This is a genomic window from Methyloligella halotolerans (assembly GCF_001708935.1).
Classification (GTDB): Bacteria; Pseudomonadota; Alphaproteobacteria; order Rhizobiales; family Methyloligellaceae; genus Methyloligella; species Methyloligella halotolerans.
In genome coordinates this window covers 736,185-762,176 of the sequence record NZ_MASI01000001.1, presented here as the reverse complement: position 1 = coordinate 762,176, position 25,992 = coordinate 736,185, and the positions used below count along the sequence as shown (strand labels likewise).

At 64.7% G+C, this 25,992-nt stretch carries 21 protein-coding genes, 1 pseudogene and 1 riboswitch; of the genes and pseudogenes, 17 read left to right on the top strand and 5 right to left on the bottom strand.

Features of this window, described 5'->3' with window-relative positions; translation table 11 throughout:
- Positions 1-2 precede the first annotated feature (2 nt).
- Positions 3-1,061, bottom strand: a complete 1,059-nt coding sequence (gene bioB, locus A7A08_RS03715; RefSeq protein ID WP_083226440.1) for a biotin synthase BioB — start codon at positions 1,059-1,061, stop codon at positions 3-5.
- Positions 1,062-1,154: 93 nt separating this feature from the next.
- Here bioB and A7A08_RS03710 point away from each other — a divergent pair, with 93 nt between their 5' ends.
- From A7A08_RS03710 to A7A08_RS03700, 3 genes are read left to right on the top strand one after another with little or no spacing between them, the layout of a single operon-like run.
- The gene (locus A7A08_RS03710) at positions 1,155-2,351 is read left to right on the top strand and encodes an aminotransferase class I/II-fold pyridoxal phosphate-dependent enzyme (protein ID WP_208430557.1); all 1,197 of its coding nucleotides are present in this window, start codon (positions 1,155-1,157) and stop codon (positions 2,349-2,351) included.
- 5 nt (positions 2,352-2,356) lie between these two features.
- Complete coding sequence (locus tag A7A08_RS03705; protein WP_069094138.1) at positions 2,357-3,034, top strand: alpha/beta hydrolase family protein; 678 nt, start codon at positions 2,357-2,359, stop codon at positions 3,032-3,034.
- Complete coding sequence (locus A7A08_RS03700; protein WP_069094137.1) at positions 3,018-3,797, top strand: methyltransferase; 780 nt, start codon at positions 3,018-3,020, stop codon at positions 3,795-3,797. The genes A7A08_RS03705 and A7A08_RS03700 overlap by 17 nt, the downstream gene beginning before the upstream one ends.
- Here A7A08_RS03700 and bioA read toward each other — a convergent pair.
- Both bioA and bioD read right to left on the bottom strand, forming a co-directional pair.
- Positions 3,725-5,101 carry an adenosylmethionine--8-amino-7-oxononanoate transaminase gene (gene bioA, locus A7A08_RS03695; protein ID WP_069094136.1) on the bottom strand — a complete coding sequence of 459 codons (1,377 nt, stop codon included), beginning with the start codon at positions 5,099-5,101 and terminating at the stop codon, positions 3,725-3,727. The two genes, A7A08_RS03700 and bioA, sit on opposite strands and share 73 nt — an antisense overlap.
- On the bottom strand, positions 5,098-5,730 hold the full coding sequence (gene bioD, locus A7A08_RS03690; protein WP_069094135.1) for a dethiobiotin synthase: 633 nt from the start codon (positions 5,728-5,730) through the stop codon (positions 5,098-5,100). The genes bioA and bioD overlap by 4 nt, the downstream gene beginning before the upstream one ends.
- A gap of 162 nt (positions 5,731-5,892) precedes the next feature.
- Here bioD and A7A08_RS03685 point away from each other — a divergent pair, with 162 nt between their 5' ends.
- The 9 genes and pseudogenes from A7A08_RS03685 (at position 5,893) to fba (ending at position 16,984) form a co-directional block, all read left to right on the top strand.
- Positions 5,893-7,467 carry an ABC transporter substrate-binding protein gene (locus A7A08_RS03685; protein WP_069094134.1) on the top strand — a complete coding sequence of 525 codons (1,575 nt, stop codon included), beginning with the start codon at positions 5,893-5,895 and terminating at the stop codon, positions 7,465-7,467.
- 9 nt (positions 7,468-7,476) lie between these two features.
- The gene (locus tag A7A08_RS03680; RefSeq protein ID WP_069094133.1) at positions 7,477-8,469 is read left to right on the top strand and encodes an ABC transporter permease; all 993 of its coding nucleotides are present in this window, start codon (positions 7,477-7,479) and stop codon (positions 8,467-8,469) included.
- Entirely contained in the window at positions 8,466-9,407 is a 942-nt protein-coding gene (locus tag A7A08_RS03675) for an ABC transporter permease (RefSeq protein ID WP_069094132.1), read from the top strand. Before A7A08_RS03680 ends, A7A08_RS03675 begins: the two co-directional genes overlap by 4 nt.
- A gap of 154 nt (positions 9,408-9,561) precedes the next feature.
- Entirely contained in the window at positions 9,562-10,563 is a 1,002-nt protein-coding gene (locus A7A08_RS03670) for a class II fructose-bisphosphatase family protein (protein ID WP_069094131.1), read from the top strand.
- Between the two features lie 59 nt (positions 10,564-10,622).
- Entirely contained in the window at positions 10,623-11,552 is a 930-nt protein-coding gene (locus A7A08_RS03665) for a phosphoribulokinase (protein ID WP_069094130.1), read from the top strand.
- Positions 11,553-11,579: 27 nt separating this feature from the next.
- Positions 11,580-13,598 carry a transketolase gene (tkt, locus tag A7A08_RS03660; protein ID WP_069094129.1) on the top strand — a complete coding sequence of 673 codons (2,019 nt, stop codon included), beginning with the start codon at positions 11,580-11,582 and terminating at the stop codon, positions 13,596-13,598.
- Positions 13,599-13,621: 23 nt separating this feature from the next.
- Positions 13,622-14,634 (top strand): annotated as a pseudogene (gene gap / locus A7A08_RS03655) (type I glyceraldehyde-3-phosphate dehydrogenase).
- Entirely contained in the window at positions 14,631-15,869 is a 1,239-nt protein-coding gene (locus tag A7A08_RS03650; RefSeq protein WP_069094128.1) for a phosphoglycerate kinase, read from the top strand. The pseudogene gap and the gene A7A08_RS03650 overlap by 4 nt, the downstream one beginning before the upstream one ends.
- A 32-nt stretch (positions 15,870-15,901) precedes the next feature.
- Entirely contained in the window at positions 15,902-16,984 is a 1,083-nt protein-coding gene (gene fba / locus A7A08_RS03645) for a class II fructose-bisphosphate aldolase (RefSeq protein ID WP_069094127.1), read from the top strand.
- A gap of 138 nt (positions 16,985-17,122) precedes the next feature.
- On the opposite strand, the gene A7A08_RS03640 is transcribed toward fba, so the two are convergent.
- On the bottom strand, positions 17,123-18,328 hold the full coding sequence (locus A7A08_RS03640; protein ID WP_069094126.1) for an MFS transporter: 1,206 nt from the start codon (positions 18,326-18,328) through the stop codon (positions 17,123-17,125).
- Between the two features lie 315 nt (positions 18,329-18,643).
- Here A7A08_RS03640 and rpe point away from each other — a divergent pair, with 315 nt between their 5' ends.
- From rpe to thiD, 4 genes are read left to right on the top strand one after another with little or no spacing between them, the layout of a single operon-like run.
- The gene (gene rpe / locus A7A08_RS03635; protein ID WP_069094307.1) at positions 18,644-19,321 is read left to right on the top strand and encodes a ribulose-phosphate 3-epimerase; all 678 of its coding nucleotides are present in this window, start codon (positions 18,644-18,646) and stop codon (positions 19,319-19,321) included.
- Entirely contained in the window at positions 19,321-20,088 is a 768-nt protein-coding gene (locus A7A08_RS03630; protein ID WP_083226408.1) for an HAD-IA family hydrolase, read from the top strand. The genes rpe and A7A08_RS03630 overlap by 1 nt, the downstream gene beginning before the upstream one ends.
- A 51-nt stretch (positions 20,089-20,139) precedes the next feature.
- The gene (locus A7A08_RS03625; RefSeq protein ID WP_069094125.1) at positions 20,140-20,874 is read left to right on the top strand and encodes a cytochrome c biogenesis CcdA family protein; all 735 of its coding nucleotides are present in this window, start codon (positions 20,140-20,142) and stop codon (positions 20,872-20,874) included.
- A gap of 55 nt (positions 20,875-20,929) precedes the next feature.
- Positions 20,930-21,766 (top strand): bifunctional hydroxymethylpyrimidine kinase/phosphomethylpyrimidine kinase, encoded by an 837-nt coding sequence (thiD, locus tag A7A08_RS03620; RefSeq protein ID WP_069094124.1) that lies wholly within the window; start codon positions 20,930-20,932, stop codon positions 21,764-21,766.
- 171 nt (positions 21,767-21,937) lie between these two features.
- Here the strand turns inward: thiD and A7A08_RS03615 are convergent, their stop codons facing one another.
- A complete protein-coding gene (locus tag A7A08_RS03615) occupies positions 21,938-22,783 on the bottom strand; it encodes a fumarylacetoacetate hydrolase family protein (protein WP_069094305.1) in 846 nt (281 codons plus the stop codon).
- A gap of 135 nt (positions 22,784-22,918) precedes the next feature.
- A riboswitch (cobalamin riboswitch) is annotated at positions 22,919-23,130 on the top strand.
- A 199-nt stretch (positions 23,131-23,329) separates the two neighbouring features.
- Here A7A08_RS03615 and A7A08_RS03610 point away from each other — a divergent pair.
- The gene (locus A7A08_RS03610; RefSeq protein WP_069094123.1) at positions 23,330-25,444 is read left to right on the top strand and encodes a TonB-dependent receptor plug domain-containing protein; all 2,115 of its coding nucleotides are present in this window, start codon (positions 23,330-23,332) and stop codon (positions 25,442-25,444) included.
- The last annotated feature ends 548 nt before the right edge of the window (positions 25,445-25,992 follow it).

Genomic DNA, 25,992 nt, shown 5'->3' with positions numbered 1-25,992 from the left:
GGTCAGCCGCGCGCTTTGGCGCAAGCCGCGGCGCTTTCGCGCCCGCCGCAAGACGTGTCCTCCGCTCGCGGCCCGGAAACCGTAAGACCGGCCTCCTCGATCAGCGCGAGATCCTCGCTTGTATCGTTGTTGTCGGTCGTAAGCAGCTTTTCGCCGTAGAAGATCGAGTTGGCGCCCGCCATCAGGCAGAGCAGCTGGGCTTCCTTGGTGAGATTGTGTCGCCCGGCCGAAAGGCGCACCCGGGATTTCGGCATCACGATGCGCGCCGTTGCGATCATGCGCACCAGCTCCATGGAGTCGACCTTCGCCCGATGGGCGAGCGGCGTGCCTTCCACGGGCACCAGCGCGTTGATCGGCACGCTTTCGGGGTGCGGAGTCATGTCGGCCAGGCTCTTGAGCAGGCTTGCCCGGTCGGAAATGCTCTCGCCCATGCCGATGATGCCGCCGCAGCACACCTCGACCCCGGCGTCCCGCACGTTCTCGATCGTGTCGAGCCGGTCCTGGAAGGTCCGGGTGGTGATGATCTTCTCGTAATATTCTTGCGAAGTATCGAGATTATGGTTGTAGGCGGTGAGACCGGCGTCGGCGAGGCGCTTGGCCTGGTCCTTGTTCAGCATGCCCAGCGTCACACAGGCTTCCATGCCCATATCGCGCACGCCGCGGACCATCTCCAGGACGCTGTCGAATTCCTTGCCATCGCGAACCTGCCGCCAGGCCGCGCCCATGCAGAACCGCGTGGCGCCGGCTTCGCGTGCGCGCCGCGCCTTGGAGAGCACGTCGTCGACATCGAGCAGCGCCTCGCGCTCCAGTCCCGTCTTCTTCGCGTAATGGGCGCTCTGGGGGCAGTATTTGCAATCTTCGGGGCAGGCGCCGGTTTTGATGGAGAGCAGGCTGGCCAGCTGCACCGTTCCGTCCTCGTGGTGCCGGCGATGTACCTCCCGCGCCTGATCGAGCAGCGTCATGAGGGGCGCTTCGAGCAAGGCCTGGATCTCGTCCCGCGTCCAGTCGTGGCGCAAGCCGCCGCGTGCCGCGCTCTCCGGCGTGATCACGGGAGTTTCCATCGCGTGGGCGGGCTGCTCGGTAAGGGATTCGGGACGATCAAGCACTTGAACAGGCTCTCGATTGCTGCGGGACCTTCCGTTCGCTAATACAGGATGATGGCACGGAGTGAAAGCCGCTACGGCGCATATCTGGCAGCACAAGGCGAGGCTGGGCTGCAAAGGTCGCTGATCGACATGCGGCCCCTTGACGCGCGCCTGATCGAGGTCGCCGAAAAGACCTACGTCAACTTCTCCAGCAACGACTACCTCGCCCTCCGCTTCCATCCGGCCTTGATCGGCCGGGCGAAGCTCTGGCTGGAGGCTTTCGGCGCCGGCAGCGGCGCCTCGCGCCTCGTCACCGGCAATCTCGAAGCCTTCTCCATCGTGGAGGCGAAGATCGCCAAGTTGAAGCGGAAGGAGGCGGCCCTTGTCATGGCCTCAGGCTTCCAGACCAATGGCGCGGTGCTTCAGGCGCTTCTGGATCCGCAGGTTCTGGGCGGGAGGCCGCTCGTCTTCGCTGACAAGCTGAACCATGCCAGCATGCATTTCGGCTGCGCCGCCGCAGGAATCCGCCAGCAGCGCTACCGCCACCGGGACGCCGGCCACCTCGCCGAACTCTTGGAGAAGTCGAAAGGCGAGGAGGCGCCCCGCTTCATCCTGACGGAGAGCGTATTTTCCATGGACGGAGATGTGGCACCCTTGGAAGAGATCGGTGCGCTCGCGAAGGAATACGGCGCGACACTCATCGTCGACGATGCCCATGGGACCGGGGTGCTCGGTTCGGAGGGGGAGGGGCTCAGCGAGGGCGCCGACATCGTCATCGGCACCGCGTCCAAGGCGCTCGGCGGATATGGCGCTTTCGTCGCCTGCTCCAAGGAAATCCGGGATTACTTGGTCAATCGCTGCAGCGGGCTGATCTATTCCACCGCGCTGCCGCCGGCCGTGCTCGGCGCCATGGATGCCGCGCTCGATCTCCTTCCGAACCTTCGGGAGGCCCGCGCCACGGCAGCGCGGCTCTCGAAGCGCTTCCGTGATGGCACCAACAGCCTCGAATTCGAGACCGGCGCCTCGCAAACCCAGATCGTCCCCGTGATCGTAGGCTCCGCCCAGGCCGCCCAAGGACTGAGCCGGAAGCTGAGAGCGGCGGGGCATTGGGCCACGGCCATCCGTCCTCCGACCGTTCCCAAAGGCACCGCGCGTCTACGGTTCGCCTTCACCGCCGCCCATACGGATGCGGATGTCGACGATCTTTTGAACGTCCTGGAACAGGCCGGGCCCGGCTCCATCAGCGGCCCCCTGGCGGCGGAATAGCGGCGATGCATTTCGTCCTCGTCCACGGCTGGGGCTTCCACCCCGGCATTTTCGACGCCCTCGCCGAAAGACTGGAGGGCGAGGTGAGCCGAGTCGATCTCGGTTTCGTCTCGGGCGGACCGCAAGATGCGTTGAAGCCATCCGACGACTGGCCCCGCGATGCGATCGCAATCGGCCACTCCCTGGGCGTGCTCTGGCTCCTGCACGAACGGCCCCAGAGTTTCCGGGCTCTAGTGAGCCTCCAGGGCTTCGATGCCTTCGCGGCCCATATCGGACGAGCCAAGGTCGCCGCCATGCGCAAGGCCCTTGAGCGCGATCCGTATGGGTTTATGCGCATGTTCTGGAAAGGCTGCGGCGCCGATCCGTTCGTGCCGGAAGACGCTTTGAACGTTGATCGGCTGGGCGAGGGGCTCGATTGGCTCATGACCTGGGACGAGAGCGAGGCAAGGGCCACCCTCGACCGCCCCATCCTGCCGCTCGCCTCTCGTGACGACGTCATCGTGCCGCAAGCGATAAGCGCGACCGTCTGGCGCGAGGCCGTTGAATGGTCCGGCGACTGCGGCCATCTTCTCCCCGCTCGCTACCCCGCATGGTGCGCGGACCGGATTATGCGCTTGGCCGACGAGGTTGGAGCCGAGCGCCAGCCCGCCGTGAATGAGATCATCGATGACGACACCCCGTAGCGCGCAGATCGCAGAGAGCTTCGGCGCCCGCGCCGAGAGCTACGAGCGCCACGCCGCGCTCCAACGTGACGTCGCCGAGCGCCTGGCGCGGCGACTGCCGCGTCTGGAGTCTCCGCGCGTGCTTGAGCTCGGCTGCGGAACGGGCCTGCTCACCCGGCTGCTGCTCCAGGCCTATCCCGATGGCGACTTTCTGATTACCGACCTTTCGCCGGCAATGATCGCCACGGCGAAGGCCAATATCCGGTCGCCGGCTGGCGCCAGGCTCGCTTTCGACGTGATGGATGCCGCCCATATCGCGGATGTTGGCCGGTTCGACCTCGTCGTCACCAGCATGAGCTTGCATTGGCTCACCGATCCGGCGGCCGCGCTGACCCGGCTGCGCGAGTTGCTCAATCCAGGCGGCGCGATCGTCTATAGCGCTCTCGGAGAAGATTGTTTCGCCGAATGGCGCGCGGCCGTGGCTGCGGAAGGCCTGGCGGACGGCATCGTCCCCATTGCGCCTCTGCCGGGCGCCGAAGACGAGGAGAGCCTCGTGATGGAGGAGAGCGGCCTCGCCTTCCTGCGGCGGCTCCGCGCCATCGGAGGGCTCACGCCCAGGGAAGGCTACGCGCCCCTCTCTCCGGGCGCGCTCCGCCGCGTGCTTTCCCGCCTGGACCGCGACCATGGCGGCCAGGTCACCTGGCACATTGTTTATGGGCGTTTGTCGTCCATGGAGAGCTCGGCGGCGGCCAGCCGGTCCAGGCCTTCGATGATCCCCTCATAGGCCCTGTCGAGTTCCGCATCGGTGATGCAGAAGGGCGGCATCAGATAGACCGTTGAGCCAAGCGGGCGGATATTCAGCCCGTTGCTCAGGAACCAGTCCTTCAGGGTCCGGCTTTGCGCCGACTGGTAGTCCGGCGAGCCCTTCACATCGAACGCCATGATGCTGCCGACCTGGCGCGGCCAGGTTACATCGGGCCGATCGGCGATCCGCTCCAGGAAGCCTCGATGCTTTTCCGCGATCTCCCCGATGCGCTTCAGGGTGTTCTCCTCCTCGAAGAGCTGGAGCGAGCGGAGCGACACCGCGCAGGCCAGGGGATTGGCCGTAAAGGAATGGCCGTGCGCCAGGGCCCTTGAGAAGCTATCGCCGATGAAGCTGTCGAACAGCTCGTCCCGCACGACCGTTGCCGCCATGGGCAGATAGCCGGCCGTCAGGCATTTGGAGACGCAGACCATATCCGGCACCACGCCGGCCTGCTCCATGGCGAACATGGTGCCCGTCCGTCCGAAGCCGGTCGCCACCTCGTCGAAGATCACCAGGATTCCGGCCGCCTGCGCCGTCTCCACGAGCCGCGTCAGGAAGCTCGGCCGCGACACGCGCATGCCGCCTGCGCCCTGCAGCAGCGGCTCCAGGATCATGCCGGCAATCTGGTCGGGATATTCCTCGATCAACCGCTCCAGGGCCGCGATGGCGCCGTCTTCCTTCTCCTCTACCTCGTCGTCGCCGATGAAGGTGGACGGATAGGGGAGCACCTGCACCTCGCACATGAGATCCCGGAACAGAGAGAAGAAGCCGCAGCCCTTGCCCACCGACATGGCGCCGACCGTGTCGCCGTGATAGCCGCCGTCGAGCGCGATGAAGACGTTGCGCGGTTCGCCCTGGTTGGACCAGTGTTGGTAGGCGATCTTGAGCGCGACCTCGACCGCCGTCGAGCCGTCATCGGAGTAGAACACCCGGTTCAGATCGCCGGGCAGCAGATTGACGAGACGGGACGCGACCGAGATCGCGGGCGCATGGGTGAAGCCGGCGAACATCACGTGCTCGTAAGCGTTGGCCTGCTCCGCCAGCGCCGCGTTCAGCGCCGGATGGGAATGGCCATGGGTGCAGGTCCACCACGACGAAATAAGGTCGAGCAGCTCGCTTCCGTCCCCGAGGGTCAGGGTCGCGGCCTTGGCGCTCTTGATGAGAAGCGGCGCGCTTTCCGTGCCGTGCTGGGTGAACGGATGCCAGATGTGCCGGTTGTCCAGCGCCATCAGCTCTTCGGGGGAAAGGGTCTCGGGAGAAGGGTGTTCGGGGGAATCGGTCATTTCGCCATCTGCGCCAGTTTTGCCAAATCGAGTTCCGGCGCGATCCCGCAAAGGGCCTGCCGGTCGAGAGGATCGAGCCAGGGGATCTCGGCGATCACCTGGGTGCGGCCATAGCGTTCGATGGCCGCGCGGTTATGGTCGCTCTCCGGCCCCACCATGACGACGCCGGCGATCGCCAGGCCGCGGCGGCGGAGGGCCTCCAGAGAGAGAAGCGTGTGATTGATGGTCCCCAGTGTCGAGCGCGCCACGAGGATGCTGGGCAGCCCGAGATCTTCGATCAGATCGATCACCAGCTCGCTGTCGTTGAGGGGCACCATCAGCCCGCCCGCGCCCTCGACCACGAGGAAGTTGTCTATTTCGGGCAGCCGGATCGCCGCCAGATCGATCGTTACTCCGGCCCGCCGCGCCGATTCGTGGGGCGAAAGAGGGTCGGGCAGCACATAGGATTCCGGGATCACGCGCTCGTCGGGCAGCTCGGCCAGGGCGCGTACAGTCTTGGTGTCCGTGCCGTCTGCTTCGCCAGCCTGGATGGGCTTCCAATAGGTCGCGCCGAGATGCGCCGTCAGCCAGGCGGCGACGACCGTCTTGCCGACATCCGTATCGGTGCCCGTGACGAAAAACCCGCTCAATGGCCTCTTGCGCTCCGCTTCTTTCGAATTGGCGCGGACTTTAGCCGCTCAAGGCGCGGTTACAAGTCCGCAAGTCCGAGCGCCGCAACCCGCCGCGGCCAATCGCCAAACCGGACCGAGAGGGCTAGGCGCATCAAGAAAGGAGCGCTATTGGTTCGACCGATGCGAGTTCTTCTAGCGTTGCTTCTCATCATCGGGGCAGGGATTGCGCCTGCTGTCTTGTCCGGTCCGGCGATCGCCGTGGAGCGGGACAAGACCTTGCGCATGGCCTACGACGCCGATCCGATCTCTCTCGATCCCCATGAGCAGATCGCCAGCGCCACCCTGCAGATGTCCCATCTCTTGTTCGATCCCCTGGTGCGGTTCGACAAGAACATGCAGCTCCAGCCGCGCCTCGCCCTGCGTTGGGAGAAGATCGACGAGCGCACCACCCGGTTCTATCTCCGCCCCGGCGTGAAATTCCATTCCGGCAACACGCTCACAGCCCACGACGTCGTCTGGACCCTGAACCGGCTGAAGCGCAGCCCGGACTTCAAGGCTCTGTTCGAGCCGTTCGAAGGGGCGCGGGTGATCGATGCGCTCACCGTCGATCTCATCACCAAGAAGCCGTATCCGCTGGTCCTGAACCTCGCGACCTACATCTTCCCCATGGATCGCGACTTCTATTCCGGCAACGACCAGAACGGCGAGGCCAAGGATGCGATCGTGAAGCACGGTGCGTCCTTCGCCTCCACCCATGTCTCGGGCACGGGTCCCTTCATCGTGACCGAGCGGGAGCAGGGCGTGCGCCTCGTGATGCAGCGCTTCCCCGACTATTGGGACAAGGAGTCCCCCGGCAATGTGGGGGAGATCGTGTTCACCCCGATCAAGGAGCCGGCGACCCGGGTCGCTGCTCTTCTGGCGGGCGACGTGGACTTCATCGCGCCGGTGCCCCCGGGCGACCTAAAGCGCGTGGAAGCTGCGCCGTGCTGCACCCTCGTCACCATGCCGAGCACGCGCATCCTTACCTTCCAGCTCAATCAGAAGACCGTGGAGGCCTTCAAGGACCCACGCGTGCGTCTTGCGGTGAACTACGCCATCAACCGCGAGGGCATTGTGAACAAGATCATGCGCGGCTTCGGATCGCCCGCCGGTCAGCTCAGCCCCGAAGGCTTCGACGGCTACGATCCGGACCTCAAGCCCCGTTACGACGTCGAGAAGGCCAAGGCGCTGATGGAGGAGGCGGGTTTCGCCGATGGGTTCAGCGTGACCATGATCGCCCCCAACAATCGCTATGTGGGCGATTATCAGATCGCCCAGGCGGTCACCGCGATGCTGGCCAAGATCAACATCACCGTGACCCTGCAGACCATGCCCAAAGCCCAGTATTGGGAGCGGTTCGATGCCCGCGAGGGCGATATCCTGATGATCGGCTGGCAGTCCGACACCCAGGATTCGGCGAACATCTTTGAGTTCCTCGCCATGACCCCGGACCCGAAGACGGGCTACGGGCAATATAATGGCGGCAGCTATTCCAATTCCGAGGTCGACAAGCTGACCCTGGAAAGCCAAACCATGACGGACAAGACAGCTCGGGCCGACTTGCTCCGGAGCATCGAGAGGATCCTCTACGACGATGCCGCCATGGTCCCCATGCAGTGGCAGCATCTCTCCTGGGGCGCGCGAAAGAACGTGCTGATCGAGCCCGTTGTGAACAGTATCGACATGCCCTATCTCGGCGACCTGGTTATCGAATAGAAAGGCTGCATGGACGCCATCCGGCCCGCAGCCTCCTTCCTTCTCCAGCGCCTCGTCCAGATGCTCCTGGTCATGCTGGCGATCCTCGCGATCGCTTTCGCGGTTCGATCCAGCTTGGGCGATCCGATCCGGGAGCTGACCGGTCAGGCGGCCTCGGCATCCGAACGCGCCGAGCTGCGCGAGGAGCTGGGCCTCAACGATTCCTGGCCGGTCCAGTTCGGCCGCTACCTGAAGGGCGCGGCAACCGGCGATCTCGGAACGTCCTACATCTACAAGCGCTCGACCCTTGGGGTGATCCTGGACAAGTTCCCGGCGAGCTTCGAGCTGGTGCTGGCCGCCTCCCTCATCGTCGTGCTGCTCTCCATCCCGGGCGGCATTTATTGCGCGGTGAAGCCGCGGAGCCTTGGCGCCAAGCTCGTGCTGGGCTTCAGCGTGCTCGGCGTCTCCGTGCCGGTCTTTCTCACGGGCATCCTGCTGATCAGCCTGTTCTCGGTGCTCTGGGGCTGGCTGCCGGCCTTTGGACGCGGCGAGACGGTCTCCGTCTTCGGCTGGGAGTCGAGCTTCCTCAGCCTCGACGGTCTCGAGCATCTGCTGTTGCCCGCCGTGACCCTCTCCTCGATCATGTTGCCGCTCTTCATCCGGCTGATCCGGAGCGCCATGCTCGACGAGCTCGGGCGCGACTATGTCCGCACCGCCCGCGCCAAGGGCGTATCGCGCATCCACATCTGGATCGGCCATGCGCTGCGCAACGCCTGGCTGCCGGTGATCGCCCAGGCCGGGCTGCAATTCGGCAATCTGCTGGCCTTCACGCTGTTGACGGAAACCGTCTTTCAGTGGCCCGGCATGGGCTTCCTGTTCCTCGAAGCCGTAACCCGCGCCGACATCCCGCTCATCACCACCTATCTCGTCGTGGTCGGGGCCATCTTCGTCGTCACCAACACCATTGCCGACCTGATGAGCCTCGCCCTCGATCCGCGCGTCAGTCTTGAGGCGGCGCGATGAGCGGGGCGGGGGAGATCGGTCAGCCGCCTGCGCGGGTGTCCTCGGCTCTCCGGCGCCACCCGGGCGCGATCGTGCTGCTGACGTTGCTCGCGCTCTTCGCCCTGGCCGCCCTCTTTGCCCCGGCCATCGCGCCTCAGAACCCGTACGATCTCGCGAGCCTCGACATTCTCGACTCCGAATTGCCGCCGGTCTGGCTCGACGGTGGCAGCTGGACTTATCCGCTGGGGACCGACGCTCAAGGCCGCGATCTCCTGAGCGCCGTGCTTTACGGCTTACGGGTCTCCATGCTGGTTGGCGTGCTGGCCGTCGTCATCCAGGCCGCCATCGGCATCCCTCTGGGCATGCTCGCCGGCTATTCCGGCGGACGCGCCGACACCCTCGTCACCCGCTTCGCCGACATCCAGCTTTCCCTTTCGACCCTGATGCTCGCCATCGTTGCGCTGGCCCTGTTCCGCACCTGGCTGGGGGCGGACAGCCTCGGCGCGAACGCGGTGCCGATTCTGGTGGTGGTGATCGGCCTCGCCGAATGGCCCTTCTTCGCTCGCACGGCCCGCGCAGGCGTTATGTCGGAGAAAGCGAAGGACTACGTTCGCGCCGCTCGGGCCCTGGGCGCCACCGACGCCGCGATCATCCGCCGCCACATCTTCCCCAATATCCTGTCGCCCCTGATCATCGTCGCGGCCATCGGCATCGCCAACGCCATCATGGCCGAGGCGGCGCTGTCCTTCCTGGGCCTCGGCATGCCGCCGACCCGTCCGTCCTTGGGAACCCTGATCCGCTCCGGCTACGACCTGATCTTCGCCGGCGCCTGGTGGGTGACCCTCATTCCCGGCGCCGTGCTGGTCGCGCTGCTGCTGACCATAAACCTGCTGGGCGACTCCTTGCGCGATGCTCTCGACCCGCGTCTGCAGGACCGTGGCGGCAGCGTCACCGTGTGAACCCTCCGCGAACCAAGCCGCAACGCCGGGGCTGATTGGAGGGTTTGAATCGGCTAAACTGCGCACGCCCGCCGTAATGCTCGACACTCCGCCTTTTCGGCGGGACGTCCAGCCGCATAGGCGATCGCAGAGGAGATCACCCAGGAGGTCACCGATGAGTGACGCGCGATCCGTTTCGCCCGATTTCCTTTACGCGCTCCGGCGCGCCACCGAAGCCACCGCATGCGCCGCGGCCGACGGCCTCGCCAGGGGCGACCGCCAGACCGCGGGCAAGGCCGCCCTGGACGCTATGCGCGCCAGCCTGTCGGAGCTCGATTTCGAGGCCGCCGACGTCATCGGCCATGCCCAACAAGGCGAACTTCCTCAATTCAAGCGTGGCGAGATCGTCGGCCGTCCGGGCGCCGCCTACCGCGCCGACCTCGCCGCCGACCCCATGGAGGGCACCGCCTATCTCGAGCCCGGTCAGACCAACGCCCTTGCGGTCATCGCCGTGGCGCCGCGGGGCAGCATGATGGATCCAGGGCCTGCCTTCTACATGGAGAAGTTCGTCGCCCGTGCCGAAGCCCGCGGGCGGATCGATCCCGCCTTGCCGACCAAGGAGAAGATCGAGACCCTCGGCCGCTGTATCGGCAAGCCGGTGGCCGAGCTGAATATCTACGTTCAGGAGAAGCCCCGGCACCGGCGGCTTGTGGAAGAGATCGTCTCGGCGGGCGCGAAGGTCTCGCTCTTCCCGGCGGGAGACGTGGCCGGCGCGATTCTCGCCGCCATTCCGGGATCCGGCATCGACGCCATGATGGGCGTCGGCGGGGTGCCCGAAGGCATCATCTCGGCGGCGGGCATCCGGGCGCTCGGCGGCGAGTTCCTCTGCCGCATCGCACCTCAGCTTCAAACCGAGACCATGGCGGTTCGCGCGGCCGATCTCGACACGACCCGGTGGCTCGACCGGGACGAGGTGATCGGCTCCGACGACATCTTTTTCTGTGCCACGGGCATCGCCTCCGGCCTCATGCTGGATGGCGTGCAGCGCAACAGCACCCATTATCGGACCCAGACCATGCTGATCTCCGGCTTCACCGGCGAGCGGCAGGTTTTGACCAGCTATCGGCCCTTAAGCGGCGCGTTAGCCGAAAATGTCACAGCACGAGACGTGGCCTAGACCTTGGCGTAAGATGCCGCAAAACCAACGTGAAATAAGTCGCGTGCGTGGGGAGGAAAATGCCGAAGCAGGTCGATCATCCGATCATCCTGGGCATCGTTGGCGATTCAGCGTCGGGCAAGACGACGCTGGCGGCTGGCGTCGCCCAGATTCTGGGTGAAGACCGCTGCACAGTCATGTGCACGGATGATTACCACGCCTTCGACCGGTCCGAACGCGCCAAGCTGGGTCTTTCCGCCCTCGATCCCCGCGCCAACTATGTGGACATTCTCGAGCAGCATCTGCGCCTGCTGCGCGACGGCCATGCGATCCTGAAGCCGCTCTACGATCATGCCCGCGGCACCTTGGAGCGGCCGGTCTATCTGCAGCCCAAGGACTTCGTGATCGCCGAAGGCCTGCTCGGCTACACCACCCGCACCATGCGCGACTGCTACGATGTGAAGATCTATCTCGATCCCATCGAGGATCTGCGCCGGAAATGGAAACGCCGCCGCGACACCACCCAGCGGGGCTACACCTCAGGCGAGGTAGAGGAGTCCCTCGAGAAGCGGAAGAAGGACGCTCCTCAGTTCATCCATCCTCAGCGGACTTTCGCCGATATCGTGATCCGTTTCTCGCGCCCCGAGGGAGCCAACGGCTCCGATATCCACCTGGACGTGCGCCATCTGCTCCGACCGACTCTGCCGCACCCGGACTTTTCCCCACTTTTCGACGGCTCCAATCACGCCGACCTCAGGCTCGAGCTCTCCCGGGACAGCGATGGGAAGCCGGTGGATGTGCTTGAAATCAAAGGCGATATTTCCGATTCCCGTGCCGAGAAGATCGAGAACCTTCTGTGGGACCTTATTCCGGAGGCAGGCCATCTGCGCGACCAGGTCGGCCGGATCGACGTCTCCAATGGCGCACCGATGAGCCATCCCCTAGCGCTCACCCAGCTTCTTGTGGGATACCACGCCGTGAAGGCGTCCATGGGCGAGCGCGCCTATTAGTTCTGAACTTACGCATTGGAGACTGTTATGGCCGAGAGCCTGAACCCGGAGCAGGCTTCCCCCGCCGCAACCCGCGAAGACATGGCGAATGCGATCCGCTTTCTCGCCATGGATGCGGTCGAGAAGGCGAATTCGGGCCATCCCGGCATGCCCATGGGCATGGCCGACGTGGCCACTGTGCTGTTCACGAAATTCCTGAAATTCGATGCCGAGCATCCTGAATGGCCGGACCGCGACCGCTTCGTGCTGTCGGCGGGCCACGGCTCCATGCTGCTCTATTCGCTGCTCTATCTGACCGGCTCCGAGGTCGTCGATATCGAGCAGATCAAGGACTTCCGCCAGTTCGGCTCCAAGACGCCGGGTCATCCTGAGGACTTCATCACGACGGGCGTGGAGACAACCACCGGTCCGTTGGGGCAGGGGCTGGCCAACTCCGTCGGCATGGCCATGGCCGAGCGCATGCTCAACGCCCGCTACGGCGACGACATCGTCGATCACTTCACCTATGTGGTCGCCGGAGACGGCTGCCTTATGGAAGGCATCAGCCACGAGGCCATCTCGCTGGCCGGTCACATGAAGCTCGGCCGGCTGATCGTGCTGTTCGACGACAATCACATCTCCATCGACGGCGACACGGATCTCGCCGTCTCCGACGATCAGCTGGAGCGTTTCCGGGCGTCGGGCTGGCATGTCGCCCGTGTCGACGGGCACGATCCGGAGGCCATCGCGGTCGCCATCGAAAATGCCCGTAACGTCACCGACCAGCCGAGCATGATCGCCTGCCGGACCGTCATAGGCTTTGGCGCGCCCAACAAGCAGGGCACCGCCTCCACCCACGGCTCGGCGCTCGGACCGGACGAGATCGCCGCATCCCGCGAGAAGCTGAACTGGCCCCACGCACCCTTCGAGATCCCGAAGCAGGTGCTTGCGAGCTGGCGTGCCGCTGGCGCCCGCCATCGTGACACCTACGAGGCCTGGATGGAGCGGGCGGGCAAGCTGGACGCGGCCGAGCGCAGCGCCCTTGTCGAGCCCATCGACGAAGACGTCGCGATCAAAATCAAGAATGCGGTGCGCGAGGCCAAGGCCCAGTTCGTCGCCGAGGAGTCGAAGCTTGCGAGCCGGCAATCCTCCCAGAAGATGCTGGAGCGGCTCACCCCGTTGGTGCCCCATCTGATCGGCGGCTCCGCCGACCTGACCGGCTCCAACGGGACCCTGACCAAGGCCCATACCCCGATCACGCCGGAAGACTTCTCCGGCAACTACATCCATTGGGGAGTGCGCGAGCACGGCATGGCCGCCGCCATGAACGGCATGGTGCTCCATGGCGGTTTCGTGCCCTATGGCGGCACCTTCCTGGTCTTCACCGACTACTGCCGTCCCGCCATCCGCCTGTCCGCCCTCATGAAGAAGCGGGTCGTCTACGTGATGACCCACGACTCCATCGGGCTTGGCGAGGACGGTCCGACCCATCAGCCGGTCGAGCATCTGGCCGCCCTGCGCGCCATGCCGAACCTCAACGTCTTCCGCCCCGCCGATTCTGTGGAATGCGCCGAGTGCTGGGAGGTCGCACTGCTCTCCCGGACCAAGCCGTCCATCATGGCGCTGAGCCGTCAGGGCCTTCCGCTCCTTCGGACCGAGGCGACCGACGAGAACCTTTCCGCAAAGGGCGCCTACGTGCTGCGCGAGGCGGACGGCGAGCGGGACGTGACCCTGCTCGGCACCGGCTCCGAAGTTCTGCTGGCGGTCCAGGCGGCCGAGGCCCTCGCCAAGGAAGGCATCAAGGCCGCCGTGGTCTCCATGCCGTCATGGGAGCTTTTCGAAGCCCAGCCGGCCGAATATCGCCGGGAAGTCCTCGGCACCGCGCCGCGCGTCGCCGTGGAAGCCGCCATGGAATTCGGCTGGCACAAATGGATCGGATTGGATGGCGCGTTCGTTGGAATGTCGAGCTTCGGGGCTTCAGCGCCTGCCAAAGACCTATATAACCACTTCAACATTACGAGCGAGGCTGTCTCCGCCGCTGCGCGAAGCTGCCTCGGCAAAGATTAGATACGAAAGACTAGCGAGGAGAGATGTCGAATAAGCGCGTCGCGATCAACGGCTTTGGCAGAATCGGACGGCTCACGTTGCGAGCCTATCTGGAGTCGGGCAGGGAGGATCTGGACTTCGTGGCCATCAACGATCTGGCCCCGGCGGACATGAACGCCCATCTGCTCGAGTTCGATAGCGTACATGGACGTCTCCCCATGGACGTCAGCCTTTCCAACGGAAACATCCGGGCCAATGGCAAGGAGATCAAGGTCGTCTCCGAAGCGATCCGGAGCAGCTTCCCTGGAAGGACCTCGATATCGATATCGTCATGGAGTGCACCGGGCGCTTCACGGATCGCGACGCGGCCGCCCAGCATCTGGAGGCCGGCGCGCGCCGCGTGCTCGTCTCCGCGCCGTGCAAGAACGCCGACCTGACCGTGGTTTACGGCGTCAACGACAAGGACCTCACCCAGGACAATCTCGTCGTTTCCAATGCGTCCTGCACCACCAACTGTCTCGCGCCGGTCGTGAAGGTGCTGAACGATGTGGTCGGCCTGGAGCGCGGCTACATGACGACGATCCACTCCTATACGGGCGATCAGCGGACCGTGGACACATTCCACAGCGATCCGTACCGGGCCCGCGCCAGCGCCGTGAACCTGATCCCAACCTCGACCGGCGCGGCAAAGGCCATCGGCCTGGTGCTGCCGGAGCTGGCGGGCAAGCTCGACGGCGCCTCCATCCGCGTGCCGACGCCCAATGTCAGCATGGTCGATCTGACTTTCCAGTCGTCCAAGCCGACATCGGTGGATGAGATCAACGAGGCCATGACGAAGGCCGCCAATGGCGAGCTCCTGGGTGTCCTCGGCGTCAACGCCAAGCCACTGGTCTCGTCGGACTTCAACCATGACCCCCGGAGTTCGATCTTCGATCTGCCGAGCACCCAGGTTATTGACGGAGTCTTCTGCCGGGTCGTCTCCTGGTACGACAACGAGTGGGGCTTCTCCAACCGCATGAGCGACACTGCCGCGGCCATGGAGAAGCTCATCCCATGACGGTCGACCTCTCCCGCATCCGGTCCGTCCAGGACGTCGACGCAGAGAACAAGCGCGTGGTCCTGCGCGCCGACCTCAACGTGCCGCTGATGGATGGGGACGTCACCGACGCCACCCGTATCGAGCGACTCGTGCCGACCCTGGAGCTACTGCAGGAGAAGGGGGCGAAGATCGTCCTCATCTCCCATTTCGGCCGGCCTAAGGGAGAGCGGATCGCGGAGTTCTCGTTGAAGCCCGTGGCGGATGCTCTCCGCACGATCCTGCCCGACGCCAAGATCGAGTTCGTCCAGGACTGCATCGGCAAGGTCGCCCACGATGCGATCGCAGCCATGCAGCCCGGCGACATCGTGCTCCTGGAGAACCTTCGCTATCACCCGGGCGAGGAGGCGAACGACGAAGCCTTCGCCGAAGAACTCGCATCCCTCGGCGACCTCTACGTCAACGATGCCTTCTCGGCGGCTCATCGGGCCCATGCTTCGACCGACGCGATCGCCAAGCGGCTTCCCGCCTATGCCGGCCTGCTGATGCTGGAGGAGATCCGCGCCTTGGAGAAGGCGCTGGAGGACCCGCAGCGTCCGGTCATGGCGATCGTCGGCGGCTCAAAAGTGTCGACCAAGATCGCCGTGCTCGACAATCTCGCCCAGAAGGCCGACGTCATCGTCGTCGGCGGCGGCATGGCCAACACCTTCCTCTTCGCAGACGGGATCGATGTCGGAAAATCCCTTTGCGAGGAGGATGCCACTGGTCTGGTGCAGAGAATCGAAGGCCACGCGAACCAGAGCGATTGCGAGATCGTTCTTCCCACGGATGCCGTCACCGCCAAGGCTCTCGAATCCGGCGTCGACACCGAGAAATGTTCGATTTCGGACGTTCCGGAGGACAGCATGATCCTGGATGTCGGCCCCGATACCGTCGCCGACCTGAAGCGCAGGATGGCCGATGTGAAGACCTTGCTCTGGAACGGGCCCCTCGGCGCATTTGAGATCGCGCCCTTTGAGGAGGGAACGTTCGAGGTGGCCCGCGAAGCGGCCCGCCTGACGAAGGAGGGCAAGCTCGTGAGCGTCGGGGGCGGCGGCGACACGGTGGCGGCGCTGAAGAGCGCCGGCGTGCTGAACGACTTCACCTATGTCTCGACCGCCGGCGGCGCCTTTCTGGAATGGCTGGAGGGCAAGCAGCTCCCCGGCATCGCCGCGCTGGCAGCAGAGACGCACGATACGGCCGAGACGAAAAGTTGACGGCGGAGACCTAAAGCTAAAGAGGTTCGACCATGGCACTGATCACCCTAAGACAGCTTCTCGATCACGCGGCCGAGCACGATTACGGCGTGCCGGCCTTCAACATCAATAACATGGAGCAGGGGCTGGCCATCTGTCAGGCCGCCAAGCAGACCGACGCGCCGGTGATCATCCAGGCGAGCCGCGGCGCCCGTCAGTATGCGGGCGATCTGATGCTCGCCAAGCTCATCGAGGGTCTCCAGGCGCTCTATCCCGAGATCCCGATCTGCATGCATCAGGACCACGGCAACAACGCCGCCACCTGCCTGTCCGCCATCCAGCACGGCTTCACCTCGGTCATGATGGACGGCTCCCTCGGCGAGGACGGCAAGACGCCGACCGAGTACGACTACAATGTCGACGTCACCAAGAAGGTGACCGAGATGGCCCATATGGTCGGCGCCTCCGTGGAGGGCGAGCTCGGCTGCCTCGGCTCCCTCGAGACCGGCTCGGGCGAGGCCGAGGACGGCCATGGTTTTGAGGGCAAGCTCGACCGCGAGAAGCTGCTGACCGATCCGGACCAGGCGGCTGAATTCGTCGCCGAGACCAAGGTGGATGCCTTGGCTGTCGCCATCGGCACCTCCCACGGCGCCTACAAGTTCACCCAGAAGCCCACCGGCGATGTGCTGGCCATGAACGTTATCGAGGCCATCCACAAGAAGCTCCCCGACACGCATCTGGTGATGCACGGCTCGTCCTCAGTGCCCCAGGAGCTCCAGGAAGAATTCAACAAATGGGGTGGCGAGATGCCCCAGACCTACGGCGTGCCCGTCGACGAGATCGTCCGCGGCATCAAGCACGGCGTGCGCAAGGTCAATATCGACACGGATCTGCGTATCGCCTGCGCCGCGACGCTGCGCCGGGTCGCGACCGAGGACAAATCCCAGTTCGATCCCCGCAAGTTCCTGAAGCCCGCCGTCGCGGCCATGAAGGAAGTCTGCGTGGCGCGCCTGGAAGCCTTCGGCACCGCCGGCTGGGCCTCCAAGATCAAGGTCATTCCCATGGCCGAGATGGCCGAGCGATACGCCTCCGGCGAGCTCGACCCGAAGATCGGCATGGCCAAGGCCGCCGAATAGCAGAACGCTAGATCAAAGCCGATCCTACGGTAATCGAAAGACCGTCATCCTGAGAGCCTGTCCCGGGCTTGAACCGGGACGGCCGCGCAAGCGGTTCTCGAAGGAGGCGGTCTTTTCGTTTGTCCTTCTATTCCCAGCTCACTCCGCCGGGGCCATCTCCGCTTTCGGCGTTTGCCGGCGGTCCAGCAAGACCGACCAGGCCCAGAAGAACAGTCCGCAGATCGCCAGCAGGCTCCCGACCCAACCGGTCTCCGACAGGCCCCACCCGGCAGCGAGCGCCATGCCGGCCAGCCATGGCCCGAGCGCATTGGCGAAGTTGAAGGCCGAATGGTTCAGGGCGGCCGCCAGGGTCTGCGCCTGGCCGGCCACATCCATCAGCCGAATCTGCAGCGCCGTGGCGAGCCCGCCACCGCACCCGATCGCGAGCACGGCTGGGCAGAGCGTCCCGAGGCTGCCCGTTGTGAAGGGGTAGATCGTGAGCGCGACCAGGCTCCAGACGAGCACGGCGCCAGCGGTCGGCATCAGCGCCTTGTCCGCCGCCCAGCCCGCCACCAGATTGCCGATGGTCAGCCCGACGCCGAACACGGCCAGCGTGAGGGGGATCATCGCCGGCGGTTCATTCGTGACCTGCAGCACCGTGGAGGCGAGATAAGTGTAGACGGCGAACATGCCGCCGAAGCCGATCGCGCCAATGGCCAGCGTCAGCCACACTTGCGGCTTGGCGAGCGCGCCGAGCTCGGTGAGGGGGGCGCCGCCTTCCGGCTCGGCCACCCGCGGCGCCGACAGATGCAGCAGAGCGGCCGCCAGAAGCGCCAGGCCGCTGACCAGCACGAAGGCCCACCGCCAGCCGAAATACTGCCCGATCCCGTTCGCGAGCGGCACGCCTGCAATGGTCGCTACCGTCAGGCCCAGCATCACCCGCGCGAAGGCCTGGCTTCTCTTGTGGGCGCCCACGAGCTCCGCCGCGAGCAGGGCCGCGACACCGAAATAGGCGCCGTGGGGCAGACCGGAGAGGAACCGGGACAGCATCATGAACTGATAGCTTCCGGAGGTCGCCGTCAGGAGATTGCCGAGCGCGAACGTCACCATCAGCCCGATCAACAGCGTCCGCCGGCGGATCCGCGCGCCGAGAACCGCGATGACGGGGGCACCGATCACCACGCCTAGCGCATAGGCGCTGATCACGTGCCCAGCCGTCGGCTTGTCGAGCCCCAGCTCCTCGGAGAAGAACGGCAGCAGGCTCATGGCCGCGAACTCGGTCGTGCCGATCGCAAAGCCGCCGAGCGCGAGCGCGAACAGGACGAATCCGACGGGAGCGGAAGACGAGTCGGGAGCATTCCGCATGGCGCGGCGATCCTTCTTGTTATCGGCTGACCGGACGGTAGGAAATGACGGCAGAAGCTTGCAGACGGCTTTTCCGCTTCGCCAATACCTTCCTGCCTCTCAGAAGTGACAACGATCCAGCCGGATGGAAGATCGCGCAGCGAATTGTCGCGGCTCGCCCGAGCCAAGGGCGGGGAGAACGGGCCCCGCCGTTACGGAGGGGTAGGGCACGCCGCCTCCCGGCGTGCTATAGGGCGGAACAGCTGTTATAGGGCGGGACAGCGCACCGCCGACTGGCTAAGAGTGCGGTAAGTTTCGGGACTTATGAGGGTCATCATGACCGGCGAGATAATCATTGCGCCATCCATCCTCTCCGCCGACTTCGCCAAGCTCGGCGAAGACGTGCGGGCCATCGACGAGGCCGGCTGCGATTGGATCCATGTCGACGTGATGGACGGCCATTTTGTGCCCAACATCACAATAGGCCCCGACGTGGTGAAGGCATTGCGCCCTCACTCGCCGAAGCCCTTCGACGTCCATCTCATGATCGCGCCTTGCGATCCCTATATCGAAGCCTTCGCCAAGGCGGGTTCCGACATCATCACGGTGCATGCCGAATCCGGCCCCCATCTCGACCGCTCCCTCCAGCTCATCAAGAGCTTCGGCAAGAAGGCGGGTGTCACGCTCACCCCCTCGACCCACGAATCCGCCCTTGAATACGTGCTCGATAAGGTCGATCTGATCTTGGTGATGACCGTCAACCCGGGCTTCGGCGGCCAGGCCTTCCTGACCTCGCAGCTCGAAAAGATCCGCAATATTCGCGCGATGATCGGCGACCGCCCGATCGATCTCGAGGTCGATGGCGGCGTGAATGCCGATACTGTCGCCGACGTGGTGAAAGCAGGCGCCAACGCCCTCGTGGCCGGCTCCGGCGTCTTCAAGGGCGGCGACTACAAAGGCAATATCGAAGGCCTGCGGACGCGCGCCGAAGCAGCCCGGAAAGAGGCGGCCTAATGCCCGATAGAAGCCAGCACCAGATCGCCGATGCCTATCTCGCCTCGGTGCTCCCCTTCTTGCACCGCGCCGGCGGCATCTGGCCGAAGGCGGTGGTCTTCGATCTCGACGGCACCCTGGCGGATACGGCCGAAGATCTCGCGACGGCCCTCAATACCGGTCTCGCGGAGGTCGGCATCGAGCCCTTTCCGGTCGATCAGGTGAGGCTCATGGTCGGCGGCGGCCTGAAGGCATTGATGGAGCGGGCTCTGAAAGCTCGCGACGCAGAGCTGGGCGAAGCCGAACGCGAAGCCCTGGTCGCGCGCCTCTATGAGCTCTATGCGGCGAACCCGGTCGAGAAATCCCGCACCTACGAAGGCGCCGAGGCCATGCTGCAGACCCTGGGCGAGGCCGGCATCGTCTGCGGCGTCTGCACCAACAAGCCCCAGTCCATCGCAGAAGACGTGCTGGAAGGATTGCAGATCGCGCACCGCTTCGCCTTCATCCAAGGCGGGGACACGGATCTGCCCAAGAAGCCCGACCCTGCGCCTCTCGTACATGTGATGCAGAAGTTAGGTGCCAAGCCGTCCCAAACCGTTATGGTCGGCGACAGCACCGCCGATGTCGGCGCGGCGCGGGCGGCAGAGCTCGCCGGTATCGTGCTGGTGAGCCACGGCTATTCCAAGCTGCCGCCGTCCGAGATGGGCGGCGACGTCATCATCGACAGCCTGCCCGAACTGCCGCGCAGTCTCGCCGTTCTCGCAAGACGGACCCGGACGAGGAGGTAGCCGCCCAGGGCCGCCGGGCCGAAGAGTCTCATCTCGTTTGAAAGCTGTTCCATGACCGTTACGTATTTCGGCGCCCTCCTGGCAGGGCTCTTGAGCTTTTTGAGCCCCTGCGTGCTGCCCTTGGTCCCGCCCTATCTCTGCTTCCTCGGCGGCACCACCTTCGACCAGCTCGCCGGCGACGAAGAGACACCGGACCACGTCTACGGCACTGTGATCATGTCGGCCGTGGCCTTCGTCCTGGGCTTCACGACCGTCTTCGTGATGTTGGGCGCGACGGCCACCACCTTGGGCTCCCTCGTACAGGGCCATCTGGAGCTTCTCAGCCAGATCGCCGGTGTGGTCATCATTATCGTGGGCCTGCATTTCCTGGGTGTGTTCACCCTGAACTTCCTCCACCGCGAGGCCCGTTATCACGTCGAATCGCGGCCTGCCGGATTCATCGGCGCCTATGTCGTCGGTCTCGCGTTCGCCTTCGGCTGGACGCCGTGCATTGGACCGGTGCTGGGCACGATCCTGGCCTTCGCAGCCCAGGAGGACACGATCAGCCAGGGCGTTCTGCTTCTGCTCGTCTATTCCCTCGGTCTCGGCATTCCGTTCATCTTGGCCGCCGTGGCCATCCGGCCCTTCCTGGAACTGCTGGAGAAATACCGCCGCCATCTCTCCAAGATGGAGAAGGTGCTCGGCGCGTTCCTGGTGCTGACGGGCATCCTCTTCCTCACCAACTCCATGACGCTCATCGCCAATTGGCTGATAGAGTGGTTCCCGAATCTCACCAATATCGGCTAACCGACTCAGACGACTCGATGATCGGCGCCCCGGGCAACCAGGTTCTCACGCTCCCATGACGGCCATCGCGCTCACCATCGCAGGTTCCGATTCCGGCGGCGGCGCCGGCATCCAGGCCGACCTGAAAACGTTCTCGGCCCTGGGGGTCTATGGCGCCAGCGTCATCACCGCGCTCACCGCTCAGAACACCAAGGGCGTCCAGGGCTGGATCGCGGCGCCGGCGGAATTCGTCGCTGCGCAGATCACCTCGGTCACCTCGGATCTCGACGTCGACGCCATCAAGATCGGTATGCTGGCGAATGCGGAGATCGTCGGCGCCATCGCCGAGACGCTCTCAGGCTTGCGCGAGCTCCCCGAGGTGCCGGTGATCGTCGATCCGGTGATGATCGCGGCGAGCGGCGATCCCCTGATCGGCGAGGATACGGTGGAAGCCATGCGGGAAATGCTGCTGCCCCTGGCCGACTTGGTGACGCCCAATCTGATGGAGGCGGCGAAGTTCCTGGACGAACCAGTCGCCCAAGACGAGGCGGCCATGATCGGCCAGGCCGAACGCCTCTATGAGTCCGGTATGAAAGCGGTGCTGCTGAAGGGCGGCCACCTTCCGGGCAGCGAGGCCGTGGACATCCTGTTCGACGGAGAAATGGCCCGCTTCACCGCGCCCAAGGTGAAGACCGAACACACCCATGGCACAGGCTGCACGCTCTCTTCGGCCATCGCCGCGGAGATGGCGAAAGGGGCGGAGCTCGCCGAAGCCGTCCGCCTCGCCAAGCACTACCTCACCGATGCGATCAAGGCCGCCGATGACATCATGATCGGCTACGGCAAGGGCCCCGTGCACCACTTCTATCGCTGGTGGGACGGGGAGTGGGCCTCCGCGGAAGACGACAACTGAGTTCGGGGAATCCCGTATCGGGGCGTCATGCCGGCGAAAGCCGGTATCCAGCGATACGTATTGAATCTGCGACTGGATCCCGGCTTGCGCCGCTATGACGGCCATGAGGTGTGTGACACCTCATGGTGAGGGGCGCAGCGACGCTGCGCGCCTTAAACCATGAGATCGGCGCTAATTCCCCCGCACGAGTTTCTGGGTCTGCTCGCCGAGGCCTTCGACCGCGAGATGCATCACGTCGCCGTCCTTCAGGAAGATGCGCGGCTTGCGGCCCATGCCGACCCCGGGAGGCGTGCCTGTGCTGATCACGTCGCCCGGCATCAGGGTCATGAAGCGGCTGATATAGGCGACCAGCTGGGCCACGTTGAAGATCATGGTGGAGGTGGAGCCGGTCTGCATGCGCTCACCGTTCACGTCGAGGGTGAGGTTCAGCGCCTGGGGATCCGGAATCTCGTCCTTGGTCACGACCCAGGGACCCATGGGGCCGAACGTATCGTAGCTCTTGGCCTTGAACCACTCGCCGGGCCCGCCGACCTGGAGCCGCCGCTCGGAGACGTCGTTGCAGATCGTGTAGCCAGCGACGTGATCGAGCGCTTCGGCCTCGGAAATACGCTTCGCCGGATCGCCGATGACCACGCCGAGCTCGACCTCCCAGTCCATGCGCTCATAGCCGTCCGGCATCAGCACGTTGTCGTTGGGGCCGCAGATGCAGGAGCTCGCCTTCACGAACACGATGGGTTCCTCCGGCACGGGCAGGCCTGTTTCGGCGGCATGGTCGCTGTAGTTCAGCCCGATGCCCAGGAACTTCTGCACCAGGCCGATCGGCGCGCCGATGCGGGGCTCGCCCTCGACCTTCGGCAGGGTGTTGGGATCGATCTCCGCGAGTTTCTTGAGACCCTGGGTCGTCAGCACATCGCCGGCGATATCGTCGATCTTGCCTGAGAGATCGCGGATCGCGCCCTCGGCGTCCAGCAGCCCCGGTTTCTCCGCACCCTTCTCGCCAAACCGCAACAATTTCATCTGCTTGATCTCCCAAAGCCAAAAAATTTTGCGCATGTTGCATAGGCTGAAGCCGCGCGGCAACTGCCCGCCGCAAAATCGCGAGCCTATCTCTGCCGCGTACGGAACATCTTGACTCGAATACGAGCCGTCCCGTTACATGCGCGAACTCGTGGGTTCCCGTTCGGCCGTTCGCCGGGCGGGTGAAAAGGGAACGCGGTGCCGGGCTTTGCTCCACTCCGCGGCTGCCCCCGCAACTGTAAGCAGCGATGTCTGCTCCGAATGCCACTGGCGGTGACGCTGGGAAGGCGGAGCAGGCGGTTAGAGACGCTGCGAGCCAGGAGACCTGCCCATCGAGCGTCACCCATCTTCCCGTGCGTGGGGCGCGGAGGAACGGCTTTACTCCCGGAGTGGTGACGATCCTCAGGCTGACTAAGGAGGGTCGTCTCGATGAGCTTAGCGCGTTTGGTTTTCCGCCAGCATCGCGACAGGCGTCGTGCGCGTTGCGCCATGAAGCGCCCTCCAAGGTTGGCCCGCTAACGGCAACCAATTGGGGGGACATCTCCGATGACCGATTCTGGGGGGAGGGCGCTTATTGGCGCCCTGACGATCTTCACCGTATGCACGGCCGGGCAGGCCGTCGCTCAGGAGAGTTCTGAGCAGAATTCCTACGAGCTCGAGGACGAGCTGATCCTGCCGCCCATCGTGGTGGAAGGCGCGACGCTCGACAATTCGCTACAGAAGACGACGCGGGAGCCGGCGAGCGCACCGCAGGCGCCTGCCCGCCGCGGCGCGGCTTCCGGGCCGAGCGAAGACGTGCAAGCCGGCGCTGTCAGCGGCAATGCCGTCACGCCGGGAGAGGCCCGCCGTCTGCCGACCACCGGCAGTGCCGTCAGCGTCGTGACGTCCCAGGATCTCGAGCAGCAGCAGATCCGTCATGCCGCCGATGCCCTGCGCAGCTTGCCGGGTGTCGAGGTGAGCCAGGCCGGTTCCTTCGCCGGGCTCACCCAGGTCCGCATTCGCGGCGCCGAGGCCAATCACACCCTCGTCGTGATCGACGGGGTGGAGGTGAATTCCACCACCAATGGCGAGTTCGATTTCGCCAGCCTCCTGGCCAACGATATCGAGCGGATCGAGGTGATCCGGGGGCCCCAGAGCGGCCTCTACGGCTCCAATGCCGCCGGCGGCGTGGTCAATATCGTCACCAAGTCCGGCAAGGGGCCGGCCCAGGCGATCCTGCGTGCCGAAGGCGGCAGCTTCACCAGCCAGGGCTATGCCGCAACCTTGTCTGGCGGCAATGACGAGGCCCACGGCATCTTCAGCTTCCAGAAGCGCAAGAGCGACGGCTTCAACATCTCCCGGTTCGGCGATGAGGACGACTTCGCCGACGTCACCAACGCTTTCGCCAAGGGCGGCGTCCAGGTCTTTCCCTGGCTGAAGGTCGACGGCGTGCTGCGTCTGGACCAGAACGATGGCGGTCGCGATGCCGACGGCATCGGTCCGGGTCCGTTCTTCATCCAGCGCGACGACCCCTCCTATTTCGAGCAGCGCAATCGCGTGGCAGGCATCGACGCCACGGCGACCCTCCTCGACGGCCACTGGGTGCAGCACTTCAAGAGCAACTACAGCGACACGACGGCCGACGATTACTCGTTCTTCGGAGGAAGCTTCTTCCCGTATCGGAACGACGGTCAGCGGGTCGAGAACAGTTACATCTCGACCTTCTCCGGCGACACCCCGGCCTTCCTCGATGCCCACCACGCAGTGACGGGGCTGCTGGAAACCACGAAGGAGAGCTTCACCCCCGTCACTGCCGACAATATCGAGAGGAGCCGGGAGACCCGGGCCGCGGCCATCGAGTATCGGGGCGATTTCCTCGATCAGCTCAACCTCGTCGCCTCCTTGCGCCACGACGATAACGACAGCAATGTCGAGGACTTCACCACCTATCGCGTGGCTGGGTCCTACGCGGTGACGAACACCCCCGTGCGGGTCCACTCGAGCGTCGGCACCGGCGCCAAGCAGCCCACCATGTTCGAGCTCTACGGCCAGATACCCGGGAGCTTCGTGCCCAATCCGGATCTCGTCCCGGAGGAATCGTTCGGCTGGGACGCGGGCGTCGAGCTGACCCTCATGAAGGGCCGCGTGCTGTTCGATGTGACCTATTTCGAGGCGGATCTGGAGAACGAGATCGCCACCGACTATATCGGCCTCTCCTCGACCGCGGTGAACCTCCCCGGCACCAGCCACCGGAGCGGCGAGGAGTTCTCCGCCGCCTGGCGCATCGCCGACGGCCTGACCCTGAGCGGGGCCTACACTCATCTGCGGGCGTTCGACCCGGCCGGGCTCGTGGAGATTCGCCGGCCTGAGCATGCCGGGCGGGTGGACGTCGATTACCGGTTCGCCGAAGACAAGGCGAATATCCGCCTGGGCGTCATCTATAATGGCACTATGGAGGATACGGCTCTGGCCGTTCCGTTCTACACGCCGACCCGCGTCCAGCTGGACTCCTATACGACCGTCCGTCTGGCCGGCAGCTACGAGTTCAAGCCGGGAATGGAGGTCTTCGCACGCGCGGAGAACCTCTTCGATGCGGATTATCAGGAGGTCTACGGGTTTGAGACCGCACCGGCTGCCGTCTATGGCGGCCTGAAGATCAAAATCGGCGGCAACGACTCCTGACCGCGACCGGGTCCGCGCCCGATCGGTCCGTACGAAACCGCGCAGGGCCTGGCGATCTGCGGCTTGGCGATTGCGTCTCGGTGATATGAGACTTGGCCACAGGAAGAGGGCGGCGTCCCGGCGCTGCCCTTTTTGTCGAATCGCGCCCCTCTCATGGGGTATCGCCGAGAGATCGAAAAAGGGGTCATATCGGCCTCGCCGGCGGGGGTGTGTTTTTCTGGTCACATGAATTCCGGCCCAGAGGCGATTGACGTCGCTAGGAAATTTTCTTGATCGAGCGAATTTATCCGGTTTCGCCGACGCCGTCGAAGTCAGAAAGAAAACCGTAAAGCATTGTTTTGGAAAGATAAACAGACAATCCTTTCGCTCCATTCACCCGACGAATGAAGGCCGAGTGCATTTTTGCAACAGGACTTTGCGATTTGCATTTTGGGGTATTGCGCAAACTTGATGCAGATCGGGGGGCTGGGTAGCTTAACTCCACTAGACGGGGGCACACGGGCTGGGGGGCCCACTGCCTCAAGAGGCGTCAAACTGGAGCCAAGTCG

Coding starts and splice junctions, on each gene's coding strand:
- bioB (WP_083226440.1), bottom strand. CDS start 1,061: ATGGAAACTCCCGTGATCACGCCGGAGAGCGCGGCACGCGGCGGCTTG.
- A7A08_RS03710 (WP_208430557.1), top strand. CDS start 1,155: ATGATGGCACGGAGTGAAAGCCGCTACGGCGCATATCTGGCAGCACAA.
- A7A08_RS03705 (WP_069094138.1), top strand. CDS start 2,357: ATGCATTTCGTCCTCGTCCACGGCTGGGGCTTCCACCCCGGCATTTTC.
- A7A08_RS03700 (WP_069094137.1), top strand. CDS start 3,018: ATGACGACACCCCGTAGCGCGCAGATCGCAGAGAGCTTCGGCGCCCGC.
- bioA (WP_069094136.1), bottom strand. CDS start 5,101: ATGACCGATTCCCCCGAACACCCTTCTCCCGAGACCCTTTCCCCCGAA.
- A7A08_RS03685 (WP_069094134.1), top strand. CDS start 5,893: ATGCGAGTTCTTCTAGCGTTGCTTCTCATCATCGGGGCAGGGATTGCG.
- A7A08_RS03680 (WP_069094133.1), top strand. CDS start 7,477: ATGGACGCCATCCGGCCCGCAGCCTCCTTCCTTCTCCAGCGCCTCGTC.
- A7A08_RS03675 (WP_069094132.1), top strand. CDS start 8,466: ATGAGCGGGGCGGGGGAGATCGGTCAGCCGCCTGCGCGGGTGTCCTCG.
- A7A08_RS03670 (WP_069094131.1), top strand. CDS start 9,562: ATGAGTGACGCGCGATCCGTTTCGCCCGATTTCCTTTACGCGCTCCGG.
- A7A08_RS03665 (WP_069094130.1), top strand. CDS start 10,623: ATGCCGAAGCAGGTCGATCATCCGATCATCCTGGGCATCGTTGGCGAT.
- tkt (WP_069094129.1), top strand. CDS start 11,580: ATGGCCGAGAGCCTGAACCCGGAGCAGGCTTCCCCCGCCGCAACCCGC.
- A7A08_RS03650 (WP_069094128.1), top strand. CDS start 14,631: ATGACGGTCGACCTCTCCCGCATCCGGTCCGTCCAGGACGTCGACGCA.
- fba (WP_069094127.1), top strand. CDS start 15,902: ATGGCACTGATCACCCTAAGACAGCTTCTCGATCACGCGGCCGAGCAC.
- A7A08_RS03640 (WP_069094126.1), bottom strand. CDS start 18,328: ATGCGGAATGCTCCCGACTCGTCTTCCGCTCCCGTCGGATTCGTCCTG.
- rpe (WP_069094307.1), top strand. CDS start 18,644: ATGACCGGCGAGATAATCATTGCGCCATCCATCCTCTCCGCCGACTTC.
- A7A08_RS03630 (WP_083226408.1), top strand. CDS start 19,321: ATGCCCGATAGAAGCCAGCACCAGATCGCCGATGCCTATCTCGCCTCG.
- A7A08_RS03625 (WP_069094125.1), top strand. CDS start 20,140: ATGACCGTTACGTATTTCGGCGCCCTCCTGGCAGGGCTCTTGAGCTTT.
- thiD (WP_069094124.1), top strand. CDS start 20,930: ATGACGGCCATCGCGCTCACCATCGCAGGTTCCGATTCCGGCGGCGGC.
- A7A08_RS03615 (WP_069094305.1), bottom strand. CDS start 22,783: ATGAAATTGTTGCGGTTTGGCGAGAAGGGTGCGGAGAAACCGGGGCTG.
- A7A08_RS03610 (WP_069094123.1), top strand. CDS start 23,330: ATGACCGATTCTGGGGGGAGGGCGCTTATTGGCGCCCTGACGATCTTC.